Origin of the sequence: Hydrogenophaga sp., assembly GCF_026125825.1 — a bacterium.
Lineage (GTDB): Bacteria > Pseudomonadota > Gammaproteobacteria > Burkholderiales > Burkholderiaceae_C > Hydrogenophaga.
The window spans coordinates 1-23,990 of the sequence record NZ_JAHCKK010000067.1 but is presented as its reverse complement, the minus strand read 5'-3'; the positions used below and the strand labels follow the sequence as shown (position 1 = coordinate 23,990).

The following is a 23,990-nucleotide window of genomic DNA, read 5'->3' as shown; positions in this document are numbered from 1 at the left end:
CTGGCGCGCCGCTGGCGGACGTGGCCCACACCGCAGGCGTGGGCCGTTCGCATTTCGCCGAGCGCCTGGCCGTGGTGGCCAGCGACGCCGGCGAGGCCCGCGCCGCCCTGCAGGCCGCGGCCGAAGGCCGCGCGCACCCCGCGCTGCACCGTGGCACCGCCACGCCGGGCGTGTCGCCCGAGGTGGTCTTCCTCTACACCGGCCAGGGCTCGCAGTACCCCGGCATGAGCGAGGCCCTGTACGCCGCCTCGCCGCTCTACCGCGAGATCATCGACCGCTGCGACCGCCTGCTGGGCGCCGACGCCCAGGGCCGCACGCTCAAGACCGTGCTGCGCGCCGGGCCGAGCGAAGGCGCGGCCGTGCACGAAACCATGTGGACGCAGCCGGCGCTCTTCGCCGTCGAGTACGCGCTCACGCAACTCTGGCGCGCCTGGGGCATCGAGCCCGCGGCCGTGATCGGCCATTCCGTGGGCGAGTACGTGGCGGCCTGCGTGGCCGGCGTGTTCACGCTCGAAGAAGGCCTCAGACTCATCGCCGAGCGCGGCCGGCTGATGCAGGCCCTGCCGCCCGGTGGCGCCATGGCCGCCGTGTTCGCCTCGGCCGACGAGGTGGGCCGCGCCATCGCGCCCCTGGCCGAGCGGCTGGCCATCGCCGCCATCAACGCGCCCGACAGCGTGGTGGTCTCCGGTGACGCCCAGGCCGTCGATGCCTTGCTCGCCGACTTCGCCACGCGCGACGTGCAGGGCCAGAAGCTGTTCGTCTCGCTGGCCGCGCACTCGCCCCTGGTGGCGCCCGCGCTGGACGCCATGGAAGCCTGCGCCCGCGCCGTGGCCATGCGCGCGCCGCAGATTCCCGTGGCCTGGAACGTGACCGGTGGCGCCGCGCTGCCCGCGCCCGGTGCGCCCGACGCGCGCTACTGGCGCGACCACCTGCGCGAACCGGTGCGTTTTGCCGAAGGCATCGCCACGCTGGCCGGGCAGGGCTACCGGGTGTTCCTGGAAGTCGGCCCGCACCCGGTGCTGATGGCCCTGGCCCAGCGCTCGCTGCCCGAGCAGGACCACCTGCTGCTGACCTCGCTGCGGCGCGACAAGAGCGACTGGCACGAACTCAACACCAGCCTGGCCGCGCTGTACGTGCAGGGCGCGGCCGTGGACTGGGCCGGCGTCGACCGCCCCTACGCGCGCCAGCGCGTGGACTTGCCCACCTATCCCTTCGAGCGGCGCGATTTCTGGATCACGCCAGGCGCCGACAAGGCCGTGCGTGCGCCCGCGCCCAGCGGTCTGCCCGGCCGGCGCCTGCCGACCGCCGTGCCCATCTTCGAGACCCTGCTGTCGCCTTCGAGCACCCCCTACCTGGCCGACCATGTGGTGCAGGGCGTGGTGCTGGTGCCCGGCCCGCTGCTGCTGGAACTGGCGCAGGGCGCGGCCCAGGCGGTCAACGGCCGGGCGCTGCGCGCGGTCGAAGCCTTCGAGATCGTCGAGCCGCTGGTGCTGCCCGAGGCGGGCCGCACGGTGCAGACGCACCTGGGCCCCGAGTCCGGCGGCGCGCAGGCGTTCTCCGTGTACAGCCAGGCCGCCGACGGTTCGGGCGAGTGGCGCCTGCACGCCGGCGGCCGGCTGCTGCCCAGCAGCACCCGCCAGGCCCAGGCCGGTGCCGACACCACCAGCTTCACCGCCACGCGCGATGCGCTGGGCGCGGCCACCAGCGGCGAGGGCTACCACCAGCGCCTCGAAGCCCTGGGCATCCACCTCGGGCCGGCCTTCCGCAGCCTGCAGGAGGTGCACCGCCGCGACGGCGAGGCCCTGGTGCGCATCGCGCTGCCCAGCGCCTGCGCCGGCGAAGCCGTGACCTGGGCGCACCCGGCGCTGCTCGACGGCGCCTTGCAATCCATCGGCCTGACCCTGCCGCAGACCGAGGACACCGAACACACCTACCTCTTCACCGGCCTGGAGCGCATCGACCTGGGCGGCCCATTGCCCGAGAGCCTCTGGTGCCACGCCCGCCTGCTCAACGCGGCCGGCCAGGAGCCGCAGCCTCCCGCATGGCAGGCCGAGGTCACGCTGCGCTCGCTCGACGGCGGCGTGCTCGGCCAGATCCGGGGCGTGCAACTGCGCCGCGCTTCGCGCGACGCGCTGGCGCGCTCCCTGGGCCATGCCTCGGGCCACGGCCTGTTCCACGACGTGGTGTGGGAAGACGCGCCGGCCCATGCGCCGGCCGCCGCCTCGCTGCCCGATCCCGCCGGCCTCGCGCCGGCCCTGCGCGAGCGTTTCGGTGCGCTCGCCGCCGAGCACGGCCTGGCCGTGTACGAGCGGCTGCTGCCCGAACTCGATCGCCTCAGCGCCGACCATGTGGCCACCGCCTTGCGCCAGCTCGGCTTCGACGACACGCCCGGGCGCGCGTTCGACACCGCGTCGGAATCGCAACGCCTGGGCATCGTGCCGCGCCACCAGCGCCTGTTCGCGCGGCTGCTGCAGATGCTGGCCGAAGACGGCCAGCTGCGCAGCGAAGGCGAGCGCCACACCGTCCAGGCCCGCCTGGGCACGGCCGATGCGGCGGCGCGCTACGACGCGGTGATGGCCACCTTCGGCGAGGTCGACGGCGAACTGCGCACGCTGCGCCGCTGCGGGCCCGCGCTGGCCGCCGTGCTGCGCGGCGAGCAGGACCCGCTGCAACTGCTGTTCCCGGGCGGGTCGTTCGACGAGGCGCGCAAGCTCTACGTGGAATCGCCCTATGCCCAGACCTACAACCGCGCGCTGGGCGAGGCCCTGCAGGCGGCCATCGCCCAACGGCCGGCTGGCGCGCGCCTGCGCGTGCTGGAGATCGGTGCCGGCACCGGTGGCACCACCACCTACGTGCTGCCGCTGCTGCCCGCCGGGCACACCGAATACACCTTCACCGACCTCTCGCCGCTGTTCCTGGAGCGCGCGGCCGAGAACTTCGCCGCGTACCCCTTTGTGCGCCATGCGCTGCTCGACATCGAGCGCGACCCGCTGGCGCAGGGCTTCGCGGCCGGCGCCTACGACATCGTGATCGCGGCCAACGTGCTGCACGCCACCGCCGACCTGGCCCAGACCCTGCGCCACGCGAAAAGCCTGATGGCCCCGGGTGCCCTGCTGTTCCTGCTCGAAGGCGTGGCACCGGAGCGCTGGGTGGACCTCACCTTCGGCCTGACCGAAGGCTGGTGGCGCTTCACCGACGCCGCCCTGCGCCCGGACTATCCCCTGGTGCCGCGCTCCGCGTGGCTCGACGCGCTCCAGGGCCTGGGTTTCCAGGGCGCCTGCGCGGTGCCCGACGACAGCTGGGCCACGCGCGGCGCGGCGCAGCAGGCGCTGATGCTGGCGCAACGCCCGACCGGTGGCCAGACCTGGACTTTGGTGGGCGACGAGCAGGGCCTGGGCCAGGCGCTGGCCGAGGGCCTGCGCGCGCGCGGCGACCTGGTGCAGCAGTTCGCTGCGCACGCCGCGCCCCCCGCCGGCGCGCTGGGCGAAATCGTTTACCTGGGTGGCCTGGCGCTGGCCTCGCGCGGGCTCGATGACCGCGAAGCCGCCGCGCAGGCCCAGGCGCTCGCGGGCGAGTGGCCGCGCCGCTGGCTGGCGGCGGCCGCGCAAGGGCAGGGCCGCATCCGGTTCGTGACGCAGGGTGTGCAGGGCGGTGCCGGTGGAGCCATGAGCCCGGGCGCGGCCTGGCAGGCGCCGCTGTGGGGCTGGGGCCGTGGCTTCTCGCTGGAGCAACCCGGCGCCTGGGGCGGCCTGATCGACCTGCCTGCGGCCCAGGCCTCGGCCACGGACACGCTGCTTGCCGCGCTCGATGCGCTGGATGGGGAAGACCAGGTCGCCTGGCGCGACGGCCAGCGGCGCGTGGCGCGCCTGGTGCAGGCCGATGCGCCGCCTGCCTCGCCCGTGGCCTTCAGCGCCGACGCCTGCTACCTCGTCACCGGCGGCTTCGGCGGCCTGGGCCTGGTGGTGGCACGCTGGCTGGCCGACCACGGCGCGCGCCACATTGCCTTGCTGGGCCGCCATCCCGACCCCGGCGCGCCCGGCGTGGCCGAGATCGAGGCCCTGGGGGCCAGGGTCTACGCGGTGCAGGCCGACGTGGCCGACGAGGCCGCCATGGCGCGCGCCTTCGAGCAGCTCAGGCGCGACGCACCGCCGCTGCGCGGGGTGATGCACGCCGCTGCCGCGCTGAGCGCCGCGCCGCTGCTCCAGCTCGACGACGCGATGGTGCGCCAGATGCTGGCACCCAAGCTCGCCGGCACGCTGGTGCTTGAACGCCTCACGCGCGGCCTGCCACTGGATTTCCTGGTGCTGTTCTCCTCGACCACCGCCTTGCTGGGCGCCTCGGGGCTGGCCCACTACGCGGCCGCCAACACCTTCCTCGACACCCTGGCCGAGGCCAGCGACGCCGCGCGCCGCGTGATCTCGGTGAACTGGGGCACCTGGGAGGTGATGCGGCTGGCCTCCAGCGACGACCAGCGCAGCTACCGCGAAGGCGGCCTGCAACCCATGGCCGCTGCCGACGCGCTGGACGCGCTGGGCCGGCTGCTGGGCGGCGCGGCGCGGCGGGCGGTGGTGGCCCAGGTGGACTGGACCGCGCTCAAGGCCTTGCACGAGGCGCGCCGCTCGCGGCCGCTGCTCTCGCACCTGGGCATGGCGCCGCCCACCGCCGTGGCGCAGGCACCGCGCGCGGACAGCGGGCCTTCGCTGCAGTCCAGGCTGGAAGCCGCCCCCCCGGCCATGCGCCACGACCTGCTGGTGGAGTTCGTGCGGCAGGAAGTGGCCTCGGTGCTCGGCCTGGCCGGCCCGGCCGTGGTGCCGATCGCCACCGGGTTGTTCGACCTGGGCATGGACTCGCTGATGGCCGTGGAACTCAAGCGGCGGCTGGAGCGCGGCGCGGCCCGTGCGCTGCCGTCCACGCTGACCTTCAACTACCCGAACGTGGGGGCGCTCGCGCGCTTCCTGGAAACCCAGCTCACCGTCAAGCCGGCCGCGCCGCCGGCCCCAGCCACGGCGCCCGCCGCGGTGGCGGCGGTCGAGGTGCCCGATGCCGACGCGGACCTGGATTCGCTCAGCGACGATGAACTGGAGGCCCGCTTGCTGGCCCGACTGGAGCAGACCCGATGACCTACCGATCCCTTGGCGTGCGCCTGACGATCATCTTTGTGGCCCTGTGGGCGGCCGAGGAGGCGCTCACCGGCGTGCTCCTGCAGCGCTACGGCCTGGCGCAGGTCGTGTGCCTGCGCTTCGCGTTGCACCTGGCCTTGCTGTGGATGCTGTTCGGGCGGGGCAACGGCCCTTCGTTGTGGCGCACGCGCCGGCCGGTGGCCCAGCTGTTTCGCGCCGCGATGATGGTGGGCATGCCGGCCTGCTGGTCGCTGGGGGTGCAGCGCGGCCTGGCGCCGGTCACCTTCCTGGCGGTGTTCTGGATCGCGCCCCTGATGATCCTGGGCCTGTCCCGCCTGGTGCTGCGCGAGCGCGTGCCGCTGCGGCTCTTCGGTTTCGCGGCGCTGGCCAGCGTGGGCGTGTTCCTGCTGCTGGGCCCGCACGCGCTGCCCCGGCCGGCGCTGCTGGTGTTCCCGGTGGCCATGGCCGCCTGCTTCAGCGTCTACGTGGTGATGACCCGGCTGCTGCATGCCGAGCCCACCCGGGTGAACCTGTTCTACACCGGCCTGGGCGCCTGCCTGTTGCTGCTGCCCCTGATGCCCTCGGGCTGGGTGACGCCCAGCGCCCCGGACCTGCTGCTGCTCGCGGGCGTGGCCGTGCTCGGCCTGGGGGCGCTGCTGGCGCTGGAGCGGCTGACGGCGGTGGCGCCGATCTCGCGCACCGCGCCGCTGCTGTACCTGCAGATCGGGTTCACGCTGGCCTTCGTCTGGGTGGCGCGCCATCCCGTGCCTGGCCTGATCGCCGTGGCGGCCGTGCTGCTCGCGGCCGGCCTGTGGCTGCTGCTGCGCCGGCGCCGGCGCGGCTCGTCCTGGCACATGACTTCGCTGCTGGCCGACACCGGCCATGCCGGGCTGGAGTGAGGGGGCGATGAACACCCCCCTGCGCCGCTGCGCGGCTTCCCCCCTCTGCGGCGCGCCTTCGGCGCTTCGAGGGGGGACGGCATCTTGGGCCGGCGCAGCCGGGCCCTCGATGCCCCTGGAGAAGGCCGCCTCTTTCGTCGCGGGGCACTGACATGACCGCCAACCGCCGCGCCATCCTTCTGATGCTGGTCTTCGTCTTCCTGTGGGCAGGAATCGAGGCGATGGCGGCCAACGTGCTGCGCCACTATTCGCCCTACCAGGTGGTCTGGACGCGCTATGCCGTGCACCTGGCGCTCATGGCCGCGCTGTGGGGATGGCGCGAGCCAGCCTCGCTGTGGCAGACGCGCCGCCCCGTGTTCCATGTGGCGCGCTCCCTGCTCATGCTGGGCATGCCCGCGTCCTGGGTGATCGGCATGCAGATGGGGGTGTCGGGGCACGCGGTGATGACCATCTTCTGGATCAGCCCGCTGCTGATCCTCGGCCTGGCCTGGGTGTTCCTGCAGGACCGCGTGCCGCTGCTGGTGTGGGTGGCCACGGGCGTGGCCTGCGCGGGCGGGCTGCTGGTCAATGGCCTGCATGGGCTGCCGGGCGGGTCGCTGCTGATCTACCCCCTGGGCATGGCGCTGTGCTTCAGCGCCTACGTGGTGATGACGCGCTCGCTGCGCACCGAAACCACGCGCACCAACCTGTTCTACACCGCGGCCGGGGTGTTCGTGGCGCTCACGCCCGCCATGCCGGGCCTCTGGATCATGCCTTCGCTGCCGGACCTGCTCGTGATGGTGCTCATCGGCCTGCTGGGGTACGTCACGTTGCTCGCGTTGGACCGCTCCGCGGCCGCCGCGCCTGTGAGTATTTCGGCACCCTTCGCGTATTTACAAATTGCCTTCACCGTCCCGCTCTTCTGGGTGGCAGGGCTGGGGCATGATATGTCGGTCCCGCGCGTGGCGCTGGGGCTCCTGTTGATCGTGGGTGCTGCGCTCTGCCTGTGGCTGCGCGAGCCGCGCCTGCATGCCCGCGACGCGGTGATGGCGCGGTCGACGCCGTGATGAAGTTTTCAGTGAGGAAGTGATATGCAGTCAGATCGGACCAATCCCCCTGAGTCGACGCCCGCCCAGCCGGCCGCGGCCGCCGATCGGCGCAACATGCTGCAAAACGCGCTCGGGGCCATCGAGCGCCTGCAGTCCCGCCTGGACGCGGTCGAGAACGCGAAGCACGAGCCGATCGCCATCGTGGGCATGGCCTGCCGCGTGCCGGGCGGCGCGGAAGATGCCGACACCTTCTGGAACCTGCTCACCGAGGGCAAGGACGTGGTGGGCGAGGTGCCCCCCGACCGCTGGGAGGTGGACGCCTACTACGACCCGGACCCGAGCAAGCAGGGCAAGGCGCGCACCAAGGCCGGTGGCTTCCTCAAAGACATCGACCAGTTCGAACCCAGCTTCTTCGGCATGTCGCCCCGCGAGGCCGCGGGCGTGGACCCGCAGCAGCGGCTGCTGCTGGAGGTGGCCTGGGAGGCGATGGAGCACGCCGCCATCCCCACCGACCAGCTCGACGGCAGCCTGACCGGCGTCTTCGTCGGCATCACGTCGATGGACTATTCCAACCGCATCGACGTGGCCGACCCGGCCCGCAGCGACATCTACCTGGCCACCGGCACCGCGCTCAACGCCGCGGCCGGCCGCGTGTCCTTCACCTTCGGCTTCCGGGGCCCCTGCATGGCGATCGACACCGCCTGCTCGTCCTCGCTGGTGGCCATCCACACGGCCTGCCAGAGCCTGCGCAACGGCGAGAGCAACCTGGTGCTGGCCGGTGGCGTGAACGCCATCCTCTCGCCCGACCCGTTCGTGCTGATCTCCAAGTGGGGCATGTTGTCGCCCGATGGCCGCTGCAAGACCTTCGACGCCTCGGCCAATGGTTTCGTGCGCGGCGAGGGCTGCGGCCTGATCGTGCTGGAACGCCTGTCCGACGCCGTGGCCAACGGCCGCCGCATCCTGGGCGTGATCCCGGGCTCGGCGATCAACCAGGACGGGCGCTCCAGCGGCCTGACCGTGCCCAATGGCCTGGCCCAGCAGGAGGTCGTGCGCCAGGCGCTGGCCGCGGCCCGCCTGCAGCCCACCGACGTGAGCTACGTCGAGGCCCACGGCACCGGCACTTCGCTGGGCGACCCGATCGAGGTCGAGGCGCTGGCCGCCGTGTACGGCGAAGGCCGCCCGATGCACCAGCCTTTCGAGGTCGGCTCGGTCAAGTCCAACATCGGCCATCTGGAAGCCGCTTCCGGCGTGGCCAGCGTGATCAAACTGGTGATGGCGCTGCGCCACCAGAAGCTGCCCGCCAGCCTGCATGTCAGGCAGCTCACGCCGTCCATCCCATGGGAGACGCTGCCGGTGCGCGTGAGCACCGCGCTGCACGACTGGAACCCGGCGGGCGGCGCGCGCCGCATCGCGGGCGCCAGCGCCTTCGGCTTCAGCGGCATGAACGCCCATGTGCTGGTGGCCGAGCCGCCGGCCGCCGCCGCGCTGCAGGCCGCGCCCGCGCGCCCCTTGTACGCGCTGCCGCTGTCGGCGAAGAACGACGCCGCGCTGCAGGCGCTGGCGCAGCGCTTCGCCGACCACCTGGAACAACGCCCCGCCGACGCGCTGGCTGACGTGTGCGCCACCGCCGCCATCGGCCGTTCGCACCACCTGCTGCGCACCGTGCTGGTCGCGGCCGATCGCGCCGGCATGCAGGCCCAGCTGCGCGAGCTCGCGCGCACCGGCCAGTCGGCCGTGCAGGGCACCGTCTCGGCCAGCGGGCGCAACCGCGTGGCCTTCCTCTTCACCGGGCAGGGCGCGCAGTACGTCGGCATGGGCCGCGAACTGTACGACGCCGAGCCCGTGTTCCGGGCCACCATCGACCGCTGCGCGGCCGTGCTCGACCCCTTGCTGGGCAAGCCGCTGCGCGAGGTGATGTTCGAGGACACCGGTGGCAGCCTGGACCAGACCGGTTTCACGCAACCCGCGCTGTTCGCCATCGAGGTGGCGCTGGCCGCGACCTGGCGCAGCTGGGGCATCGAGCCCACCGTGGTGATCGGCCACAGCGTGGGCGAGTTCGCCGCGGCCGTGGTCGCTGGCGTGTTCAGCCTGGAAGATGGTGCGCGCCTGATCGCGGCCCGCGGCCGCCTGATGCAGGCGCTGCCGGCCGGTGGCGCCATGGTGGCCGTGCAGGGCGATGCGGCGCTGGTGCAGCGCGAGATCGCGCCCCACGCCGACAAGGTGTCGGTGGCCGCCTTCAACGCGCCGGGCAACCTGGTGATCGCCGGGGCCGGTGCCGAGGTGAACGCCATTTCCGCGCGCCTGGCCGGGCAGGGCCTGCGCACGCAGGCGCTGTCGGTCTCGCACGCCTTCCACTCGCCGCTGATGGACCCGATGGTGGAGGAGTTCCGCCAGCTGGCCGCCGGCGTGACCCATTCGGCTCCCACGCTCACCTGGATCTCCAACCTCGACGGCGCCCCCATGGACTGGGCGAAATGGGGCCACCGCATGGCCGACTACTGGGCCAGCCATGTGCGCGCCCCGGTCGCCTTCGAGAGCGGCGCGCGCGCGCTGGCCGCCACGCACTGCGATGTGCACCTCGAAGTGGGGCCCAACCCGACCCTGATCGGCCTGGGCCTGCAGTGCGTGCCCGAAGGCACGGCCACCGAATGGCTGCCCTCGCTCAAGCGCAGCAAGGGTGGCTGGGAACAGATGCTCGAGAGCGTGGCGCGCCTGTACGTGCGCGGCGCGAAGCTGAACTGGACGGCGGTGCAGGGCCCGGGCGTGCGCCACAGCCTGGAGCTGCCGCTGTACCCCTTCCAGCGCCAGGCCTACCTCGTGCCCTTTGCGCCGCGCGCGCGGCGCGTGGCCGGCGACTCGGTGCACGACCTGCTGGGCGAACGGCTGAACGTGGCCGGCGTGGCCGCGCAGTTCGAACGCACGGTGGACGCCACCAGCCCCGCCTGGGTGGCAGACCACGTGATCGCCTCCGAGGCCGTGATGCCGCTGACCGCCTACCTCGAAGCCGCCCTGGCCGGGGCGCGGCAGGCGGACCCGGCCGTCACCGGCCTCACGGCGGTGGAGATCGGTGAGCCCATGCCGCTGCTCGAGGGCGAACAGCGGCTCATGCAAGTCTCGGTGGACAAAGCCCTCGGTGGTGCGCCCGCGCGCGTGCGGGTGTTCAGCCGCGACGCGAAGCGGCCCGAGGCCGAATGGACCCAGCACGCCAGCGCCGAACCGCTGCGCGGCCCGGCGCAGGGCGTGCCGGTGTCGCCCGTGGCCGACGCGGCGAAGCGGCTGACCAACGAGGTCGAGGTCGCGCCGTTCTACGAGAAGGTGCGCAAGCTGGGTGTCGATTTCGGTGCCGGTTTCCGGGGCATGCGCCGCGTCTGGTGCGGCGAGGGCGAGGCCATCGGCGAGATCGTGCTGACCGACGCGGTCCAGGCCGACGCGGGCAAGTACCTGATGCACCCCGCGCTGCTGGACGCCTGCTTCCACACCTCGGCGGTCGCCATGGACACGCTGCCCAGCGCCAACGACGGCCGTTTCTACCTGCCCATCGGCGTGGACCGCTACCTCTGGAGCGCCACGCCCACCGGCACGCTGCGCAGCCATGCGCGCGTGCGCCCGGCGCCGCCGCACAGCGACATGCTGGTGCTCGACGTGCACATCGAAACGCCCGACGGCCAGCCCGTGGCCCTGCTCGAAGGCCTGCGCTGCCGCCGCGCCAGCCGCGAACTGTTCCGCCAGCGCGTGGACGCGCAGGTGGCCGACTGGCTCTACGAACTGCAATGGAAGCCCGAGGCGCTGGTGGGCGAGCCTGCCTGTAACGCCGAGGCACCTGGCTGGTCTTCGACGAAAGGCCAGGGCCGGGGCCGGCGGCTGGCCAACGAGATCGCCCAGCGCGGCGGCCAGGCGATCCGCGTGCTGCCTTCGGGCAGCGCCGCCGACCCGGGTGCCACGGTGATCGACGAGACCCAGGCCGGCGAGTACGCGCGCCTGGTGACGAAAGCCGCTGAAAAGGGCGCGCTGCGCGGCGTGGTGTCGCTGTGGCCGCTGCGCGTGCCCGCGCTGCGCGACGACGACCTGCCCAGCGCGGTGCAGCGCTTTGGCGTCGATGCCGCGCTGCTCACCGTGCAGGCGCTGGCGCAGGCCGGTCTGCCCGCGGCGCCGCGCCTGTGGATCGCCACCGCCGGCAGCCAGTCGGTCGACGGCACCGAGGAACTGCGCATCTCGCAGGCCCCGGTGGCGGGCCTGGCGCGGGTGGCCGCGACCGAGCACCCCGAATGGCGCGTGACCCTGGTCGACCTCGACCCGCAGGCCACGCCCAGCGATGCGCGCCTGCTGCTCGATGAAATGCTCGCCGACAGCCAGGAAAACCAGGTCGCGCTGCGCAAGGGCGTGCGCTACGCCGCCCGTCTGGCGCGCCAGCCGCGCTCCAGCGCGCCTCACATCGACGACGCGCCGATCCGCCTGAACATCACCGAGCGCGGCACGCTCGAAAACCTGAACCTGGGTGCGATGGAACGCCGCGCGCCCGGCCCGGGCGAGGTGGAGATCCGGGTGCGCGCCAGCGGCCTGAATTTCCGCGATGTGCTCAGCGCGCTGGGCATGTACCCCGGCGAGATCCGCCACCTGGGCAGCGACGCCTCGGGCGAGGTCGTGGCCGTGGGCGAGGGCGTCACGCAATTCAAGGTCGGCGACCGCGTGGTCGCGATGCTCGAAGGCGCGTTCTCCAGCCACGCGGTCGCGCGCTGGGAGTTCGTCGCACCGCTGCCCGATGGCGTGAGCTTCGAGCAGGGCGCCGCGATCCCCACCGCCTACCTCACCGCCGACATCACGCTCAACCTGCTGGGCAAGATGAGCAAGGGCGACCGCGTGCTGATCCACTCGGGCGCGGGCGGCGTGGGCATGGCCGCCATCGCCCTGGCCCGCCGCGCGGGCGCGGAGATCTTCGCCACCGCCGGCAGCCCCGAGAAGCGCGAGGAACTGCGCCGCCTCGGGGTGCACCACCCGCTGGATTCGCGCAGCGACACCTTCGCCGACGAGATCGCCCGCATCACCGAAGGCAAGGGCGTGCGCCTGGTGCTCAACTCGCTGGCCGGCCACCTGCTCGACCGCAGCTTCGAGTGCCTGTCCGACGGCGGCGTCTTCCTGGAGATCGGCAAGCGCGGCCTGTGGACGCACGAGCGCGTGGCCGAGCTCAACCGGGGCATCGAGTACCACATCGTGGACTGCAACGACAACGCGCGCGACACACCCGAAATCGTGGGCCAGATCTTCACGCGCGTGCTGCAGGAGATCGAGTCCGGCGTGCTGCCCTGGCTGCCTTGCACCACGTTCCCGTTCGAGAACGCACCCGATGCCTTCCGCTACATGGCGCAGGCCAAGCACATCGGCCGCGTGGTGTTCCGCCACCGGGTCGACCCACCCAAGCGGGCGCAGGCGGTGCGCGACGATGCCACCTACCTGGTCACCGGCGGCCTCAAGGGCCTGGGCCTGCTGGCCGGCCAGTGGCTGGCTGGCGAGGGCGCGCGCCACCTGCTGCTGGCAGGGCGCAGCGCACCCGATGCCACCGCGCTGGAGGCCATCGCGGCGATGCAGGCCGAGGGGGTGAGCGTGAAGACCGTGTCGGCCGACGTGGCCACGGCCGAAGGCGTGGCGCGCCTCATGGCGGCGCTCCAGGACATGCCCGCGCTGGGCGGTGTCATCCACGGCGCGGCGGTGCTCGACGACGGTGTGCTCATCAAGCAGACCCCCGAGCGCTTCGCCGCCGTGATGGGCCCCAAGGCCGACGGCGCCTGGCGCCTGAGCGTGGCCATGGAGCGCGCCGGCCACCGGCCGGACTTCGTGGTCTTCTATTCCTCGCTGTCGGCCGTGTTCGGCTCGGCGGGGCAGGGCAACTACGTGGCGGCCAACGCCTTCCTGGACGCGTTGGCGCGGCAGCGGCGCGACGCGGACCGCTCTGCCCTGAGCGTCAACTGGGGCGCCTGGAGCGAGGTCGGCATGGCGGTGCGCGCGGGCACGGTCTCGCGCGCCGGGGCGCAAGGACTGGCCTCGCTGTCGCCGGCCGAAGGCATGCAGGCGCTGAGCGTGCTGCTGCGCGACAACGCCACGCGCAGCTCGGTCGCGCCGATCGACTGGGCGCTGCTGGGCCAGCAGATGCCGGCCGGGCAGGCGCCGCGGCTTTTGTCCGACCTGCTCGCGGCGGCGCAGAACCGCGGCGGGGGCCAGGCGCAGGGTGGCGCGGCGCGCGTCGACTACGCCAGCCTGCCGGCCGGCGAGCGCCGCGAACAGCTGGTCACGCTGGTGCGCCGCGAGCTGGCCACCGTGCTGGGCCTGGCGGGTTCGCCGCAATCGATCCCGGTCGACCAGACCTTCACCGCCCTGGGCCTGGACTCGCTCACCTCGGTGGAACTGCGCAACCGCCTGCAGCAGGCGCTGGGCCGCAGCGTGGCCGCCACCGCCGCCTTCGAGTGGCCTTCGGTGGGCGAGATGGCGACCCACCTGAACAGCCTCTATGGCGATGACGACACCTCGGACGCCTCCGATGCCAACAGCCGGGAGGAACTCACGTTGTGAGCGATACGGTAGAGCTGATCAAGCGGCTTCAAGGGCTGGACATCCATCTGAAACTCGACGGGGACCGGCTCAGCGTCAACGCGCCCAAAGGGGCGGTGACGCCGGAACTGCGCGAGGAACTGGGGCGGCGCAAGGACGAGGTCAAGGCCTACCTGGCGGCGCACGGCACGGCGCCCGCCCGCTCGGTGCTGCCGGCCCTGGAGCGCGTGCCGCGCCAGGCCGACATGCCCATCTCGCACACCCAGCAGCGCCTGTGGTTCCTGCGCCAGATGGACCCCACCAGCCACGCCTACAACATCGCGGCGTCCCTGCGCATCACCGGGCCGCTGGACGAAGCGGTGCTGGAGCGCGTGCTCGCGGTGCTGGTGGCGCGGCACGAGAGCCTGCGCACGCGCTTCATCTCGGTGCAGGGCGAGCCGCGCTTCGTGATCGACCCGAACGCGCGCGTGCACCTGGACCGCATCGACATCTCGCACCTGCAGGGACCGGCGCGCGACGCGGCGTGCAAGCAGGCCATCGAGAGCATCGCGCGGCGCCCGTTCGACCTGTCGCAGGCGCCCCTGATCCATGCCGGCCTGATCCGCGAGGCCAGCCAGCAGCAGGTGTTCACCTTCGCGCTCGACCACATCGTCTCCGACGGCCTCTCGCTCGGCATCTTCATGCTGGAGTTCCGCGACCTGTACACGCGCCTGTCCACCGGCCAGGCCGTGACGGTGGTCGAGCCGCCCATCCAGTATTACGACTACGCCGAATGGGAGCGCCGCGCCTTCGCGCAGGGCGCGATCGACGAGCACCTGGCGTTCTGGAAACGCGAGCTCGCCGGCCTGCCGTCGATGCTGCAGCTGCCCACCGACCGGCCCCGGCCACCGGTGCAGACCACGCGCGGCTCGCGCTGTGCGCTGCAGCTCACGCCGGCGTTTTCCGACCGCCTCAAGGCCTTCGGCCGCGCCGAGGGCACGACGCTGTTCATGGTGATGCTCTCGGCCTTCCAGGTGCTGATGCACCGCTACAGCGGCGAGACCGACATCGCCATCGGCTCGGCCATCGCCAACCGCAACCGCTCCGAGGTGGAGCACACCATCGGCTTCTTCGCCAACAACCTGGTGCTGCGCGCCGACCTCAGCGGCGACCCGACGGTGCGCGACCTCATGACCCGGGTGCGCGAGCGCGCGCTGCGGGCCTACGCGCACCAGGAGATGCCGTTCGACATGCTGGTCGATGAGCTGGGCACGCGCCGCGAACTCGATCACTCGCCGCTGTTCCAGGTGCTGTTCGTGCTGCAGAACCTCTCGATGACCAGCCTGGACCTGCCTGGCCTGCGCTGCGACAGCGTGGACCTGGACGTGACCGCTTCGCGGTTCGACCTGTCCGTGGACGTGTTCGACATCGTGCACGGCCTGCGCTGCTATTTCGAATACAACACCGACCTGTTCGATGTCGCGACCATCGAGCGCATGCTCCAGCATTACCGCAAGCTGCTCGAAGGCTTCGTGGAGCGGCCGCAGGCGCGCGTGAGCGAGCTCGCCCTGCTGACGGACGAGGAACAGCGCCAGCTGCTGGTGGACTGGAACGCCACCGCCATGCCGTACCCGGTCGATCAGACCGTGCACGGCCTGTTCGAGGCGCAGGCACAGCGCACGCCCGACGCGCCGGCCCTGCAGTTCGAGGACGTGGCGCTGAGCTACGCCGAGCTCAACGCGCGCGCCAACCAGCTGGCCCACCACCTGCGCGCCCTGGGCGCCGGGCGCGAGTCGCTGGTCGGCGTCTGGATGGAGCGCAGCGAGGACATGGTGGTCGCCGTGCTGGGTGTGCTCAAGGCCGGCGCGGCCTATGTGCCGCTGGACCCGGCGTTCCCCAAGGACCGCATCGACTACATGATGGAAGACGCCGAGCTGTCCATCGTCGTGACCCAGTCGGCCCTGGCCGAAGGCCTGCCTGCGGGTGTGCGGGCGGTCTGCATGGACCGCGATGCCGCCGCGCTTGCGCAGCGGCCGGCCGCCAACCCGGCGCCGGTGGCGGCCTCCAGCGACCTGGCCTACGTGATTTACACCTCGGGCTCCACCGGCCGCCCCAAGGGCGTGATGCTGGAACACCGATCGGTGGTGAACTTCCTGCTGTCCATGCACCGCGAGCCGGGCATCACCGCGCAGGACCGCTTTGTGTCGGTGACCACGCTGTCGTTCGATATCGCGGGCCTGGAAATCCACGGCCCGCTGACCGTCGGCGGCACGGTGGTGCTGGCCTCGCGGGCGACCGCGCTCGACGGCGTGCGGCTTGCCGCGCTGCTCGATCGCGCCGAAGCCACGCTGCTGCAGGCCACGCCGGCCACCTGGCGCTTGCTGCTGGAGAGCGGCTGGCAGGGCCGGCCCGGCCTGAAGATGCTGTGCGGCGGCGAAGGCCTGCCGCGCGACCTGGCCGACAAGCTGCTGGCCACGGGGGGCGAGCTGTGGAACATGTACGGCCCGACCGAGACCACCATCTGGTCCACGGTCTGGCGCGTGACCGACACGCAGCGCGCGATCTCCATCGGCCGCCCGATCGCCAACACCCAGGTCTATGTGCTGGAGCCCTCGGGCCTGCCCGCACCGGTGGGCGTGGGCGGCGAGCTGTGCATCGGCGGTGATGGCCTGGCGCGCGGCTACCGCAAGCGCGACGAGCTGACGGCGGAAAAATTCGTCACGCTGGACCTGCCAGGTGTGGGTCCGACGCGCGTCTACCGCACCGGTGACGTGGTCCGCTTCCTCGCCGATGGCCGCATGGAGTTCGTCGGCCGGCGCGACCACCAGGTGAAGGTGCGCGGCTTTCGCATCGAGCTGGGCGAGATCGAAACCGTGCTGGCGAAACACGCTGGCATCAAGGAGTGCGTGGTGCACGTGCGCGAGGACACGCCGGGCGACCAGCGCCTGGTGGCCTACGTCGTCAGCGAGCCCGGCGCCAGCTTCGAGGCCGAGGCCGCGCGCGCCACGCTGCGCGTGCAGCTGCCCGAGTACATGGTGCCCAACCTCTTCGTGGTGCTGGAGGCGCTGCCGCTCACGCCCAACGGCAAGGTGGACCGCAAGGCCCTGCCGGCGCCGGCCCAGGTGGTGGACGAGGCGGCCGACATCGCCGACGAATCCCTCATGACGCCGGTGCAGCGCCAGGTCGCCACGCTCTGGCGCGAGGTGCTGGGCACCCAGCGCGTGGGCCTGCACGCCAACTTCTTCGATCTCGGCGGTCACTCGCTGTTGCTGGTGCGCCTGCAGTCGGCGATGCAGCGCGAGTTTGGCCGGGAGTTCCCGCTGGTGGAGCTGTTCCAGCGCACCACCGTGGCCGCCCAGGCCGAACGCATGTCAACACCGGTGGGCGCCAGTGGGGCGCTGGAGCGCGCCCGCGCGCGCGCCGCCAAACAGATTCAGGGGTAAGGGGATGGGTCCCAGCGAGAAATTTCCCGCGCACGCCATGGCCATCGTCGGCATGGCCGGGCGCTTCCCGGGCGCGAGCGACCTGGAGGCGTTCTGGCGCAACATCCGCGAGGGCGTCGAGTCGCTCGAACCGTTCAGCGACGCCGACCTGCACGGCGCCGGTGTGGACCCGGCCCTCAGCGGCCAGCCCCAATACGTGCGCCAGGGCACGGTGCTGGAGAACGCCGACCATTTCGATGCCGGCTTCTTCGGCATGTCGCCGCGCGAAGCGCAGGTGATCGACCCGCAGCAGCGCATCTTCCTGGAGTGCGCCTGGGAGGCCCTGGAGCACGCGGGCTACGCGCCCGGCGCGATCGCGCAGGCCGTTGGCGTGTACGCCGGCGCCAGCATGAACACCTACCTGCTGTCGCAGATCCTGCGCGACCCGGCGCTGGCCGCTTCGGTGGGTGGCTACCAGCTCATGCTGGGCAACGACAAGGACTTTCTCTGCACGCGCGTGTCCTACAAGCTGGACCTGCATGGGCCGAGCATGACGCTGCAGACGGCCTGCTCGACCTCGCTGGTGGCGGTGCAGGTGGCCTGCCGCGCGCTGGAGCGGCACGAATGCGACATCGCGCTGGCCGGTGGCGTCTCGGTGAACTTCCCGCAGCGCGGGGGTTACCTGTTCCAGGAGGGCATGATCCTCTCGCCCGACGGCCACTGCCGCCCGTTTGACGCCGACGCCAAGGGCACGCGCCCGGGTGCCGGGGCCGGCATCGTGGTGCTCAAGCGCCTGGCCGATGCGCTGGCCGATGGCGACACCATCCACGCCGTGATCCGCGGCGCGGCCATCAACAACGACGGCGCCGGCAAGGCCGGCTACACCGCGCCCAGCGTGGACGGCCAGGTGGAGGCCATCGCCACGGCGCAGATGCTGGCCGATGTGGACCCGCGCAGCATCGGCTACCTCGAAGCGCACGGCACCGCCACGCCGCTGGGCGATCCGATCGAGATCGCCGCGCTGCGCCAGGTGTTCGAGGCCGGTACCGCCGACCAGGGTTTCTGCCGCTTGGGCTCGCTCAAGGCCAACCTGGGCCACCTCGACGCCGCCGCCGGCGTGGCCGGCCTGATCAAGACCGTGCTCGCGCTGCAGCACCGGGAGCTGCCGCCACTGGTGAACTTCCGCCAGGCGAACCCGCAGCTGGGCCTGGACGCCTCGCCGTTCACCGCCAGTGCCCAGGCCGCGCCGTGGCTGGCCGAGGGCGCCCCGCGCCGCGCCGGGGTGAGTTCCTTTGGCATCGGCGGCACCAACGCCCACGTGGTGCTGGAAGAGGCGCCCGAGCCGGTGCGCGCGCCGGCCAGCGGCCAGCCGCAGTTGCTGGTGCTCTCCGCACGCAGTGAGGCCGCGCTCGAAGCCGCCACCCAGCGCCTGCGCGAGCACCTGGCCGGGCCCGGCGCGGCGCAAGACCTGCGCGACCCGTGGCTCTGGACGCTGCAGCAAGGCCGCCGCGCCTTCGCGCACCGCCGCACCGTGGTGGCCGCGACGGCCGCCGACGGTGGCCGCGCTCGGCGCGCCCAAGCGCGCGCCGGCCATGCACACGGCCGCCACGAAGGCGGCGAAGCGCGTGGCTTTCCTGTTTCAGCGGGCAGGGCAGCCAGTTCGCCGGCATGGGTGCCGATCTGTACGCCAGACGCGGTGTACCGCGATGCCATTGACCGCTGCGCCGAGCTGCTGCGCGCGCCCATGGGCCGCGACCTGCGCGAGGTGCTGTTTGCCCCGGCGGGCGACCTCACCATCAATGAAACCCGTTACGCCCAGCCGGCGCTGTTCGTCACCGAGTACGCGCTGGCGATGCTCTGGCAGTCGTGGGGCGTGCGCCCGGCCGCGATGCTGGGCCACAGCATCGGCGAGTACGTGGCGGCCCACCTGGCCGGCGTGATGTCGCTGGCCGACGCGCTCACCCTGGTGGCCGCGCGCGGCCAGCTGATGCAGGGCATGGCCCCCGGCGGCATGGCGGCGGTGCAGCTGAGCGCCTCCGAACTGCAGAAATGGCTGGTCACGCCCGCCGGCACGCTGGAGATCGCGGCGGTGAACGCGCCCGGCCTGTGCGCCATCTCCGGCCCGCACGAGGCGCTGGAGGCGTGCCTGCGGCAATTGAAAGAGCAGGGCATCGACGCCCAGCCGCTGCACACCTCGCACGCGTTCCATTCCTCGATGATGGACGGCGTGCTCGCGCCCTTCACCGCGCTGGTCGAGAAGATGGCCCTGGCCGAGCCCGGCGTGCCCTACGTCTCCAACGTCACCGGCCAGTGGATCACGCCGGCCCAGGCCACGTCGCCTGCGTACTACGCCGAGCACCTGCGCCGCGCCGTGCTGTTCGAGGCCGGCGTGCGCACGCTGGCGGCCGATCCCTCCATGCACCTGCTCGAGGTCGGTCCCGGCCGTTCGCTGGCCACGCTGGCGGGCATGGCGCTGGGCGTGGAAGGCGTGCGCCGGACCAGCCTGTCCATGGGCCAGGCGCGCGACGCCCGCCAGGGCGCGCACGCGGTGCTCGAAGCCGCCGCCCGCCTGTGGCTCGCGGGCGTGTCGCTCGACTGGGCCGGCCTGCATGGGCCGGTGCGGCCCGCGCGGGTGCCGTTGCCCACCTACCCGTTTGAGCGCAAGCGCCACGCGGTGGACCCGGTGGCGCCCAAGGCCGCGCCGCCCAAGGCGGCGGCGCCGGTGGGAGAGACCGGGGTCCAGCGGCCCGTCGAGGACTGGTTCTGGGCGCCTTCGTGGCAGCGCGCGGGCGCCTTGCCCAGTGGCCTGGCGCCGTCCACCGATGCACCGGGCCGATGGCTGGTGTTCCGTGGCGACGATGCCGCCGCGCAGGCCCTGGCGGGCGCGCTGGCCGGTCCGGGTGTTGAGGTGGTCTCGGTGACCGTCGGTGCGGCCTTCAGACAGGTCTCGGCCACGCACTTCGAAGTGGCGCCCGGTTCGCAGGCCGACCACGACCAGCTGTTCAGCGCCCTGGGCACCGCGCCGCTGGCCTGTGTGCTGCACGCCTGGAACGCCGCGCCCGACGCGCCGCTGGCCGCCCCGGCGCTGGACGCAGCGCTGCCGCAAGGCCGCAGCCTGGCCTTTGACGCGCTGATCTGCCTGGCCCGCGCACTGGGTGGCGTTGCTCGCGCACAGCCCCTGCCGGTGCTGGTGCTCAGCAGCGACCGCGAGCCCGTGCTGGGCACCGAGTCCGTGCGGCCCGAGCGCGCGCTGCTGCTCGGCCCGGCCCTGCTCCTGCCGCTGGATGTGCCCGGCGTGCATTGCCGCGCGATCGATCTGGCGGGGACCGAGTGGACGGCCCAGGCCGCCCCGCGCCTGGCCGCCGCGCTGCGCGCCGAAGCGGCCCGGCCCGATCCCGATGGCGCCGTGGCCTACCGCGGCCGCCACCGCTGGACGCCCTCGCTCATCCCGCAGCGCCTGGGCGCCGATGCCGGCGCGCTGCCGCTGCGCGAAGGCGGCACCTACCTCGTCACCGGCGGTGCCGGTGGCATCGGCCTCACGCTGGGCCAATGGCTGGCGCGCAACGCGCGGGCTTCGCGGCTGGTGCTGGTGTCGCGCTCGGCCTGGCCCGAGCGCGCGCAGTGGGATGGGCTGCTGGCCGCACAGGACACGCCCGCACCGCAGAAGGAGCGCATCGCCGGCATCCGCGCGATGGAGGCGGCTGGCGCGGAAGTGCTGCTGTGTTCGGCCGACGTGGCCGACGAAGCGCAGATGCAGGCCGTGGTCGCGATGGCGCGCGCGCGCTTCGGCGCGGTGCATGGCGTGGTGCACGCCGCAGGCGCGCTGGGCAGCGGCACGGTGTTCGAGAAAACCGCGCAGGGCATCGAGGCCGTGTTGCGGCCCAAGCTCGAAGGCACCCTGGTGCTGGACCGCGTGCTGGCCGGTGCCGGGCTCGATTTCTTCATGATGTGCTCGTCCATCAGCACCGCCTTCGGCTCGGCCGGCATGGCCGACTACTCGGCCGCCAATGCCTTCCAGGACGCGTTCGCCAAGTCCGGCCTGGCGCGTTCGAGCGAGCGCGTGCTCGCGGTGGGCTGGGATTCGTGGCGCGATGTGGGCTTTGCCGCGCTGCAGGGCAGCGATGGCTCGCACGCGGCGCTGCGCTACGCCATCCGACCCGAGGAAGGTGCGGACGCGTTTGGGCGCGCCCTGGCCAGCGGCCTGCCGCATGTGTACGTCACCCGCCAGGTGATGCCCGACATGCTGCGCGATGTGGAGGCCTTGAAGGCCTGGCTGCGCACCTCGGGCCAGGCTGCGCAGGCCGCCCCGGCCGAGCCGGGCTCGGCCGCGCCGGTGGACCTGCAGGCCATGGCGCCCAGCGAGATCGAAGGGCGCATCGGTGCCATCTGGTCCGAGCTGCTGGGGGTGGACGACATCGGGCTGGACGACGATTTCTTCGCGCTGGGCGGGCATTCGCTGATGGCGACCCGCATCATCGCGCGCATCGAAGAACAGTTCGGCGCGCGGCTGTCGCTGCGCGACCTGTTCGAAGGGCCGAGCATCCGGCAACTGGCGGCCAAGGTGGCGGCGCAGGCGGCGTCGAACGGCAGAAAGAGCGGCCAGCCCGACGGCGGTGCTGGCGATGAAGACCGGGAGGAGATCGAGTTTTGAACGCGCATGAGTTGCTGGCACAGCTGCAAGGCCTGGGCGTCGAATTGACGGCGGATGAGGGCCGCCTGCGCGTGAGCGCGGCCCGCGGCCGCCTGGACGAAGACCTCAAACGCGCCATTGGCGAGCACAAGACGGAGCTGCTGGGGCTGCTGGCGCATCGCCGCGGCCCGGGCGCCGCTGCGGTGCCCGGCGTGGCGCACGACGGTCCGCTGCCGCTCTCGCCGTTCCAGGAGCGGCTGTGGATCCTGCAGCAGCTCGAACCCGACAGCACCACCTACCTGATGGCCACCACCTGGCTCGCGCCTGCGGGTGTGAGCGGCGAGGCCCTGGTGGCGGCCATCGAGCGCGTGCACGCGCGCCAGCTCGGCCTGCGCATGGTGTTCGTCGAGGAGCATGGCAAGCCCTGGGGCCGCCGCGTGCAGGTGCCCAAGGTGCGCATGCACGACCTGCGCCATCTCACCCCGACCGAACAGCAGTGGCAGGTGGACGCCGAGGTGGAGCGCGTGGTGCACACGCCGATCGATCTGGCGCACGAGACGGCTGCGCGCTTCGAGGTCTTCGCCACGGCCGGTGACACCTGGGTGGTGATGGTCGCCGCGCACCACATCGCCGTGGATGCCTGGTCGCTGCATGTGCTGCGCCGCGAGATCGCGGCCGAGCTGGCGGCCCCGGGTCAGGCCGAAGGCGCCACGCCGGCATTGCAGTACGCCGACTACGCCGCCTGGCAGCGCAGCGCGGTGGACACCACCGCCGGCCTGGACTGGTGGGAGCGCACGCTGCAGGGCGCGCCCCAACTCTCGGCCTTTCCTGCCGACCTGCCGCTGTCGGACGCGCCGCCCAAGGGCGCCTCGGTGGACTTCGAGCTCGACGCCGAGCTGCTCTCGGGCCTGCGCGAGCTGGCTCGCCGCGAGAACGCCACGGTCTACATGGCGCTGCTGGCGGCCACCGCCGCGCTGCTGCGCGCGCACACGTCGCAGGGCGATCTGCTGCTGGGCAGCCCCATGGGCGTGCGCGAGCGCGCGGAGTTCGAGAACCTGATCGGCCCCTTCGTCAACCTTCAGGTGGTGCGCCTGCAGGTCGGCGACGACCCGGGCTTTGCCGAGTTGGTGCGCCGGGCGCGCAACGCGCTGCTGGATGCGCACGAACACCGCGAGGTGTCTTTCGAGAGCGTGCTGGAACGGCTGCGCCCGGCGCGCTCCTTCCAGCATTCGCCGCTGTTCCAGGTGGCGGTGGTGCAGCACAACGTGAACACGGGGAACCCCGGCGCGGCCAGCGAAAGCGGCCTGGCCATCACCGGTGGTGGCGCGCTGCACGAGCTGACCTGGTTCGCGCGCGAGGAGGGCGGTCGCCTGGTCTGCAGCCTGGAGTACCGCAGCGACCTGTATTCGAGCGGGATGATGGAGCGCCTGGCTTCGCAGCTGCAGGCCCTGCTGCGCGGCGCCGTGGCGGACCGCGACACCCCGGTGAGCCAGCTGCCCCTGCTCACGCCGGCCGCGCGCGAACAGCTCGTGCACGGCTTCAACCAGACCACGCAGGCGCTGGACACCACGCTGTTCGCCCAGCGGCTGGAGCGGCAGGCCGCCCAGACGCCCGCGCGCATCGCCGCGGGCTTCGACGGCCAGACCCTGGACTACGACACGCTCAACCGCCGCGCGAACCAGCTCGCCCACCACCTGCAAGGACTGGGCGTGCGGCCCGGCGTGCGCGTGGGCATTTGCATGGACCGCTCGCTCGATCTGCTGATTGCGCTGCTGGCGGTGCACAAGTCCGGCGGCGCCTACGTCCCGCTGGACCCCGACTTTCCCGCCGAGCGCCTGGCCTACATGCTGGAGGACAGCGGCGCGCAGGTGCTGGTCGCGGCCGGCGACGCGGCCGATGCCGTCACCGCGCCCGAGGGCGTGCGCTGCGTGGACCCGCTGACCGATGCGGCCGCCATCGCCGCGCACCGTGGCGACAACCCGGCGAACGGCGCCAGCGCGGCCGACCCGGCCTACGTGATCTACACCTCCGGCTCCACCGGCCGTCCCAAGGGCGTGGTGGTGCCGCAGGGCGCGCTGGCCAATTTCCTGGCGTCGATGGCGCTGCAGCCCGGCCTGGGTGCCGACGACGTGCTGGCGGCCGTGACCACGGTCTCGTTCGACATCGCCGGCCTGGAGCTGTACCTGCCCTTGACCGTGGGCGCGCGGGTGGAACTCGCCTCGCGCGACACCGCCACCGACGGCGCGGCGCTGGCCGACTGGCTCGGCGCGTGCGGGGCCACGGTGCTGCAGGCCACCCCCGCCACCTGGCGCCTGTTGCTCGAAGCCGACTGGCGCCCGGTGCGCCCCTTGCGTGCCTTCTGCGGTGGCGAG

7 protein-coding genes are annotated in these 23,990 nt (G+C 72.8%); all 7 read left to right on the top strand.

The features are described from left to right. Positions 1-20 precede the first annotated feature (20 nt). The gene (locus tag KIT86_RS18330) at positions 21-5,120 is read left to right on the top strand and encodes an SDR family NAD(P)-dependent oxidoreductase (protein ID WP_297400980.1); all 5,100 of its coding nucleotides are present in this window, start codon (positions 21-23) and stop codon (positions 5,118-5,120) included. Then, entirely contained in the window at positions 5,117-6,019 is a 903-nt protein-coding gene (locus KIT86_RS18325) for a hypothetical protein (protein WP_297400978.1), read from the top strand. Before KIT86_RS18330 ends, KIT86_RS18325 begins: the two co-directional genes overlap by 4 nt. 152 nt (positions 6,020-6,171) lie before the next feature. Beyond that, positions 6,172-7,065: a DMT family transporter gene (locus KIT86_RS18320; protein WP_297400976.1), complete on the top strand. Its 894-nt coding sequence runs from the start codon at positions 6,172-6,174 to the stop codon at positions 7,063-7,065. A gap of 24 nt (positions 7,066-7,089) precedes the next feature. Then, a complete protein-coding gene (locus KIT86_RS18315; RefSeq protein WP_297400974.1) occupies positions 7,090-13,608 on the top strand; it encodes a type I polyketide synthase in 6,519 nt (2,172 codons plus the stop codon). Then, positions 13,605-17,009 carry an amino acid adenylation domain-containing protein gene (locus KIT86_RS18310; protein WP_297400972.1) on the top strand — a complete coding sequence of 1,135 codons (3,405 nt, stop codon included), beginning with the start codon at positions 13,605-13,607 and terminating at the stop codon, positions 17,007-17,009. The genes KIT86_RS18315 and KIT86_RS18310 overlap by 4 nt, the downstream gene beginning before the upstream one ends. Before the next feature lie 37 nt (positions 17,010-17,046). Then, positions 17,047-21,639 (top strand): type I polyketide synthase, encoded by a 4,593-nt coding sequence (locus KIT86_RS18305; protein WP_297400970.1) that lies wholly within the window; start codon positions 17,047-17,049, stop codon positions 21,637-21,639. Next, positions 21,636-23,990: condensation domain-containing protein (locus tag KIT86_RS18300; RefSeq protein WP_297400968.1), on the top strand; the 2,355-nt coding region annotated here is incomplete at its 3' end. The genes KIT86_RS18305 and KIT86_RS18300, both read left to right, overlap by 4 nt.

Excerpts from the sequence above, each read along its gene's own strand:
- KIT86_RS18325 (WP_297400978.1), top strand. The coding sequence starts at position 5,117 with ATGACCTACCGATCCCTTGGCGTGCGCCTGACGATCATCTTTGTGGCC.
- KIT86_RS18320 (WP_297400976.1), top strand. The coding sequence starts at position 6,172 with ATGACCGCCAACCGCCGCGCCATCCTTCTGATGCTGGTCTTCGTCTTC.
- KIT86_RS18315 (WP_297400974.1), top strand. The coding sequence starts at position 7,090 with ATGCAGTCAGATCGGACCAATCCCCCTGAGTCGACGCCCGCCCAGCCG.
- KIT86_RS18305 (WP_297400970.1), top strand. The coding sequence starts at position 17,047 with ATGGCCATCGTCGGCATGGCCGGGCGCTTCCCGGGCGCGAGCGACCTG.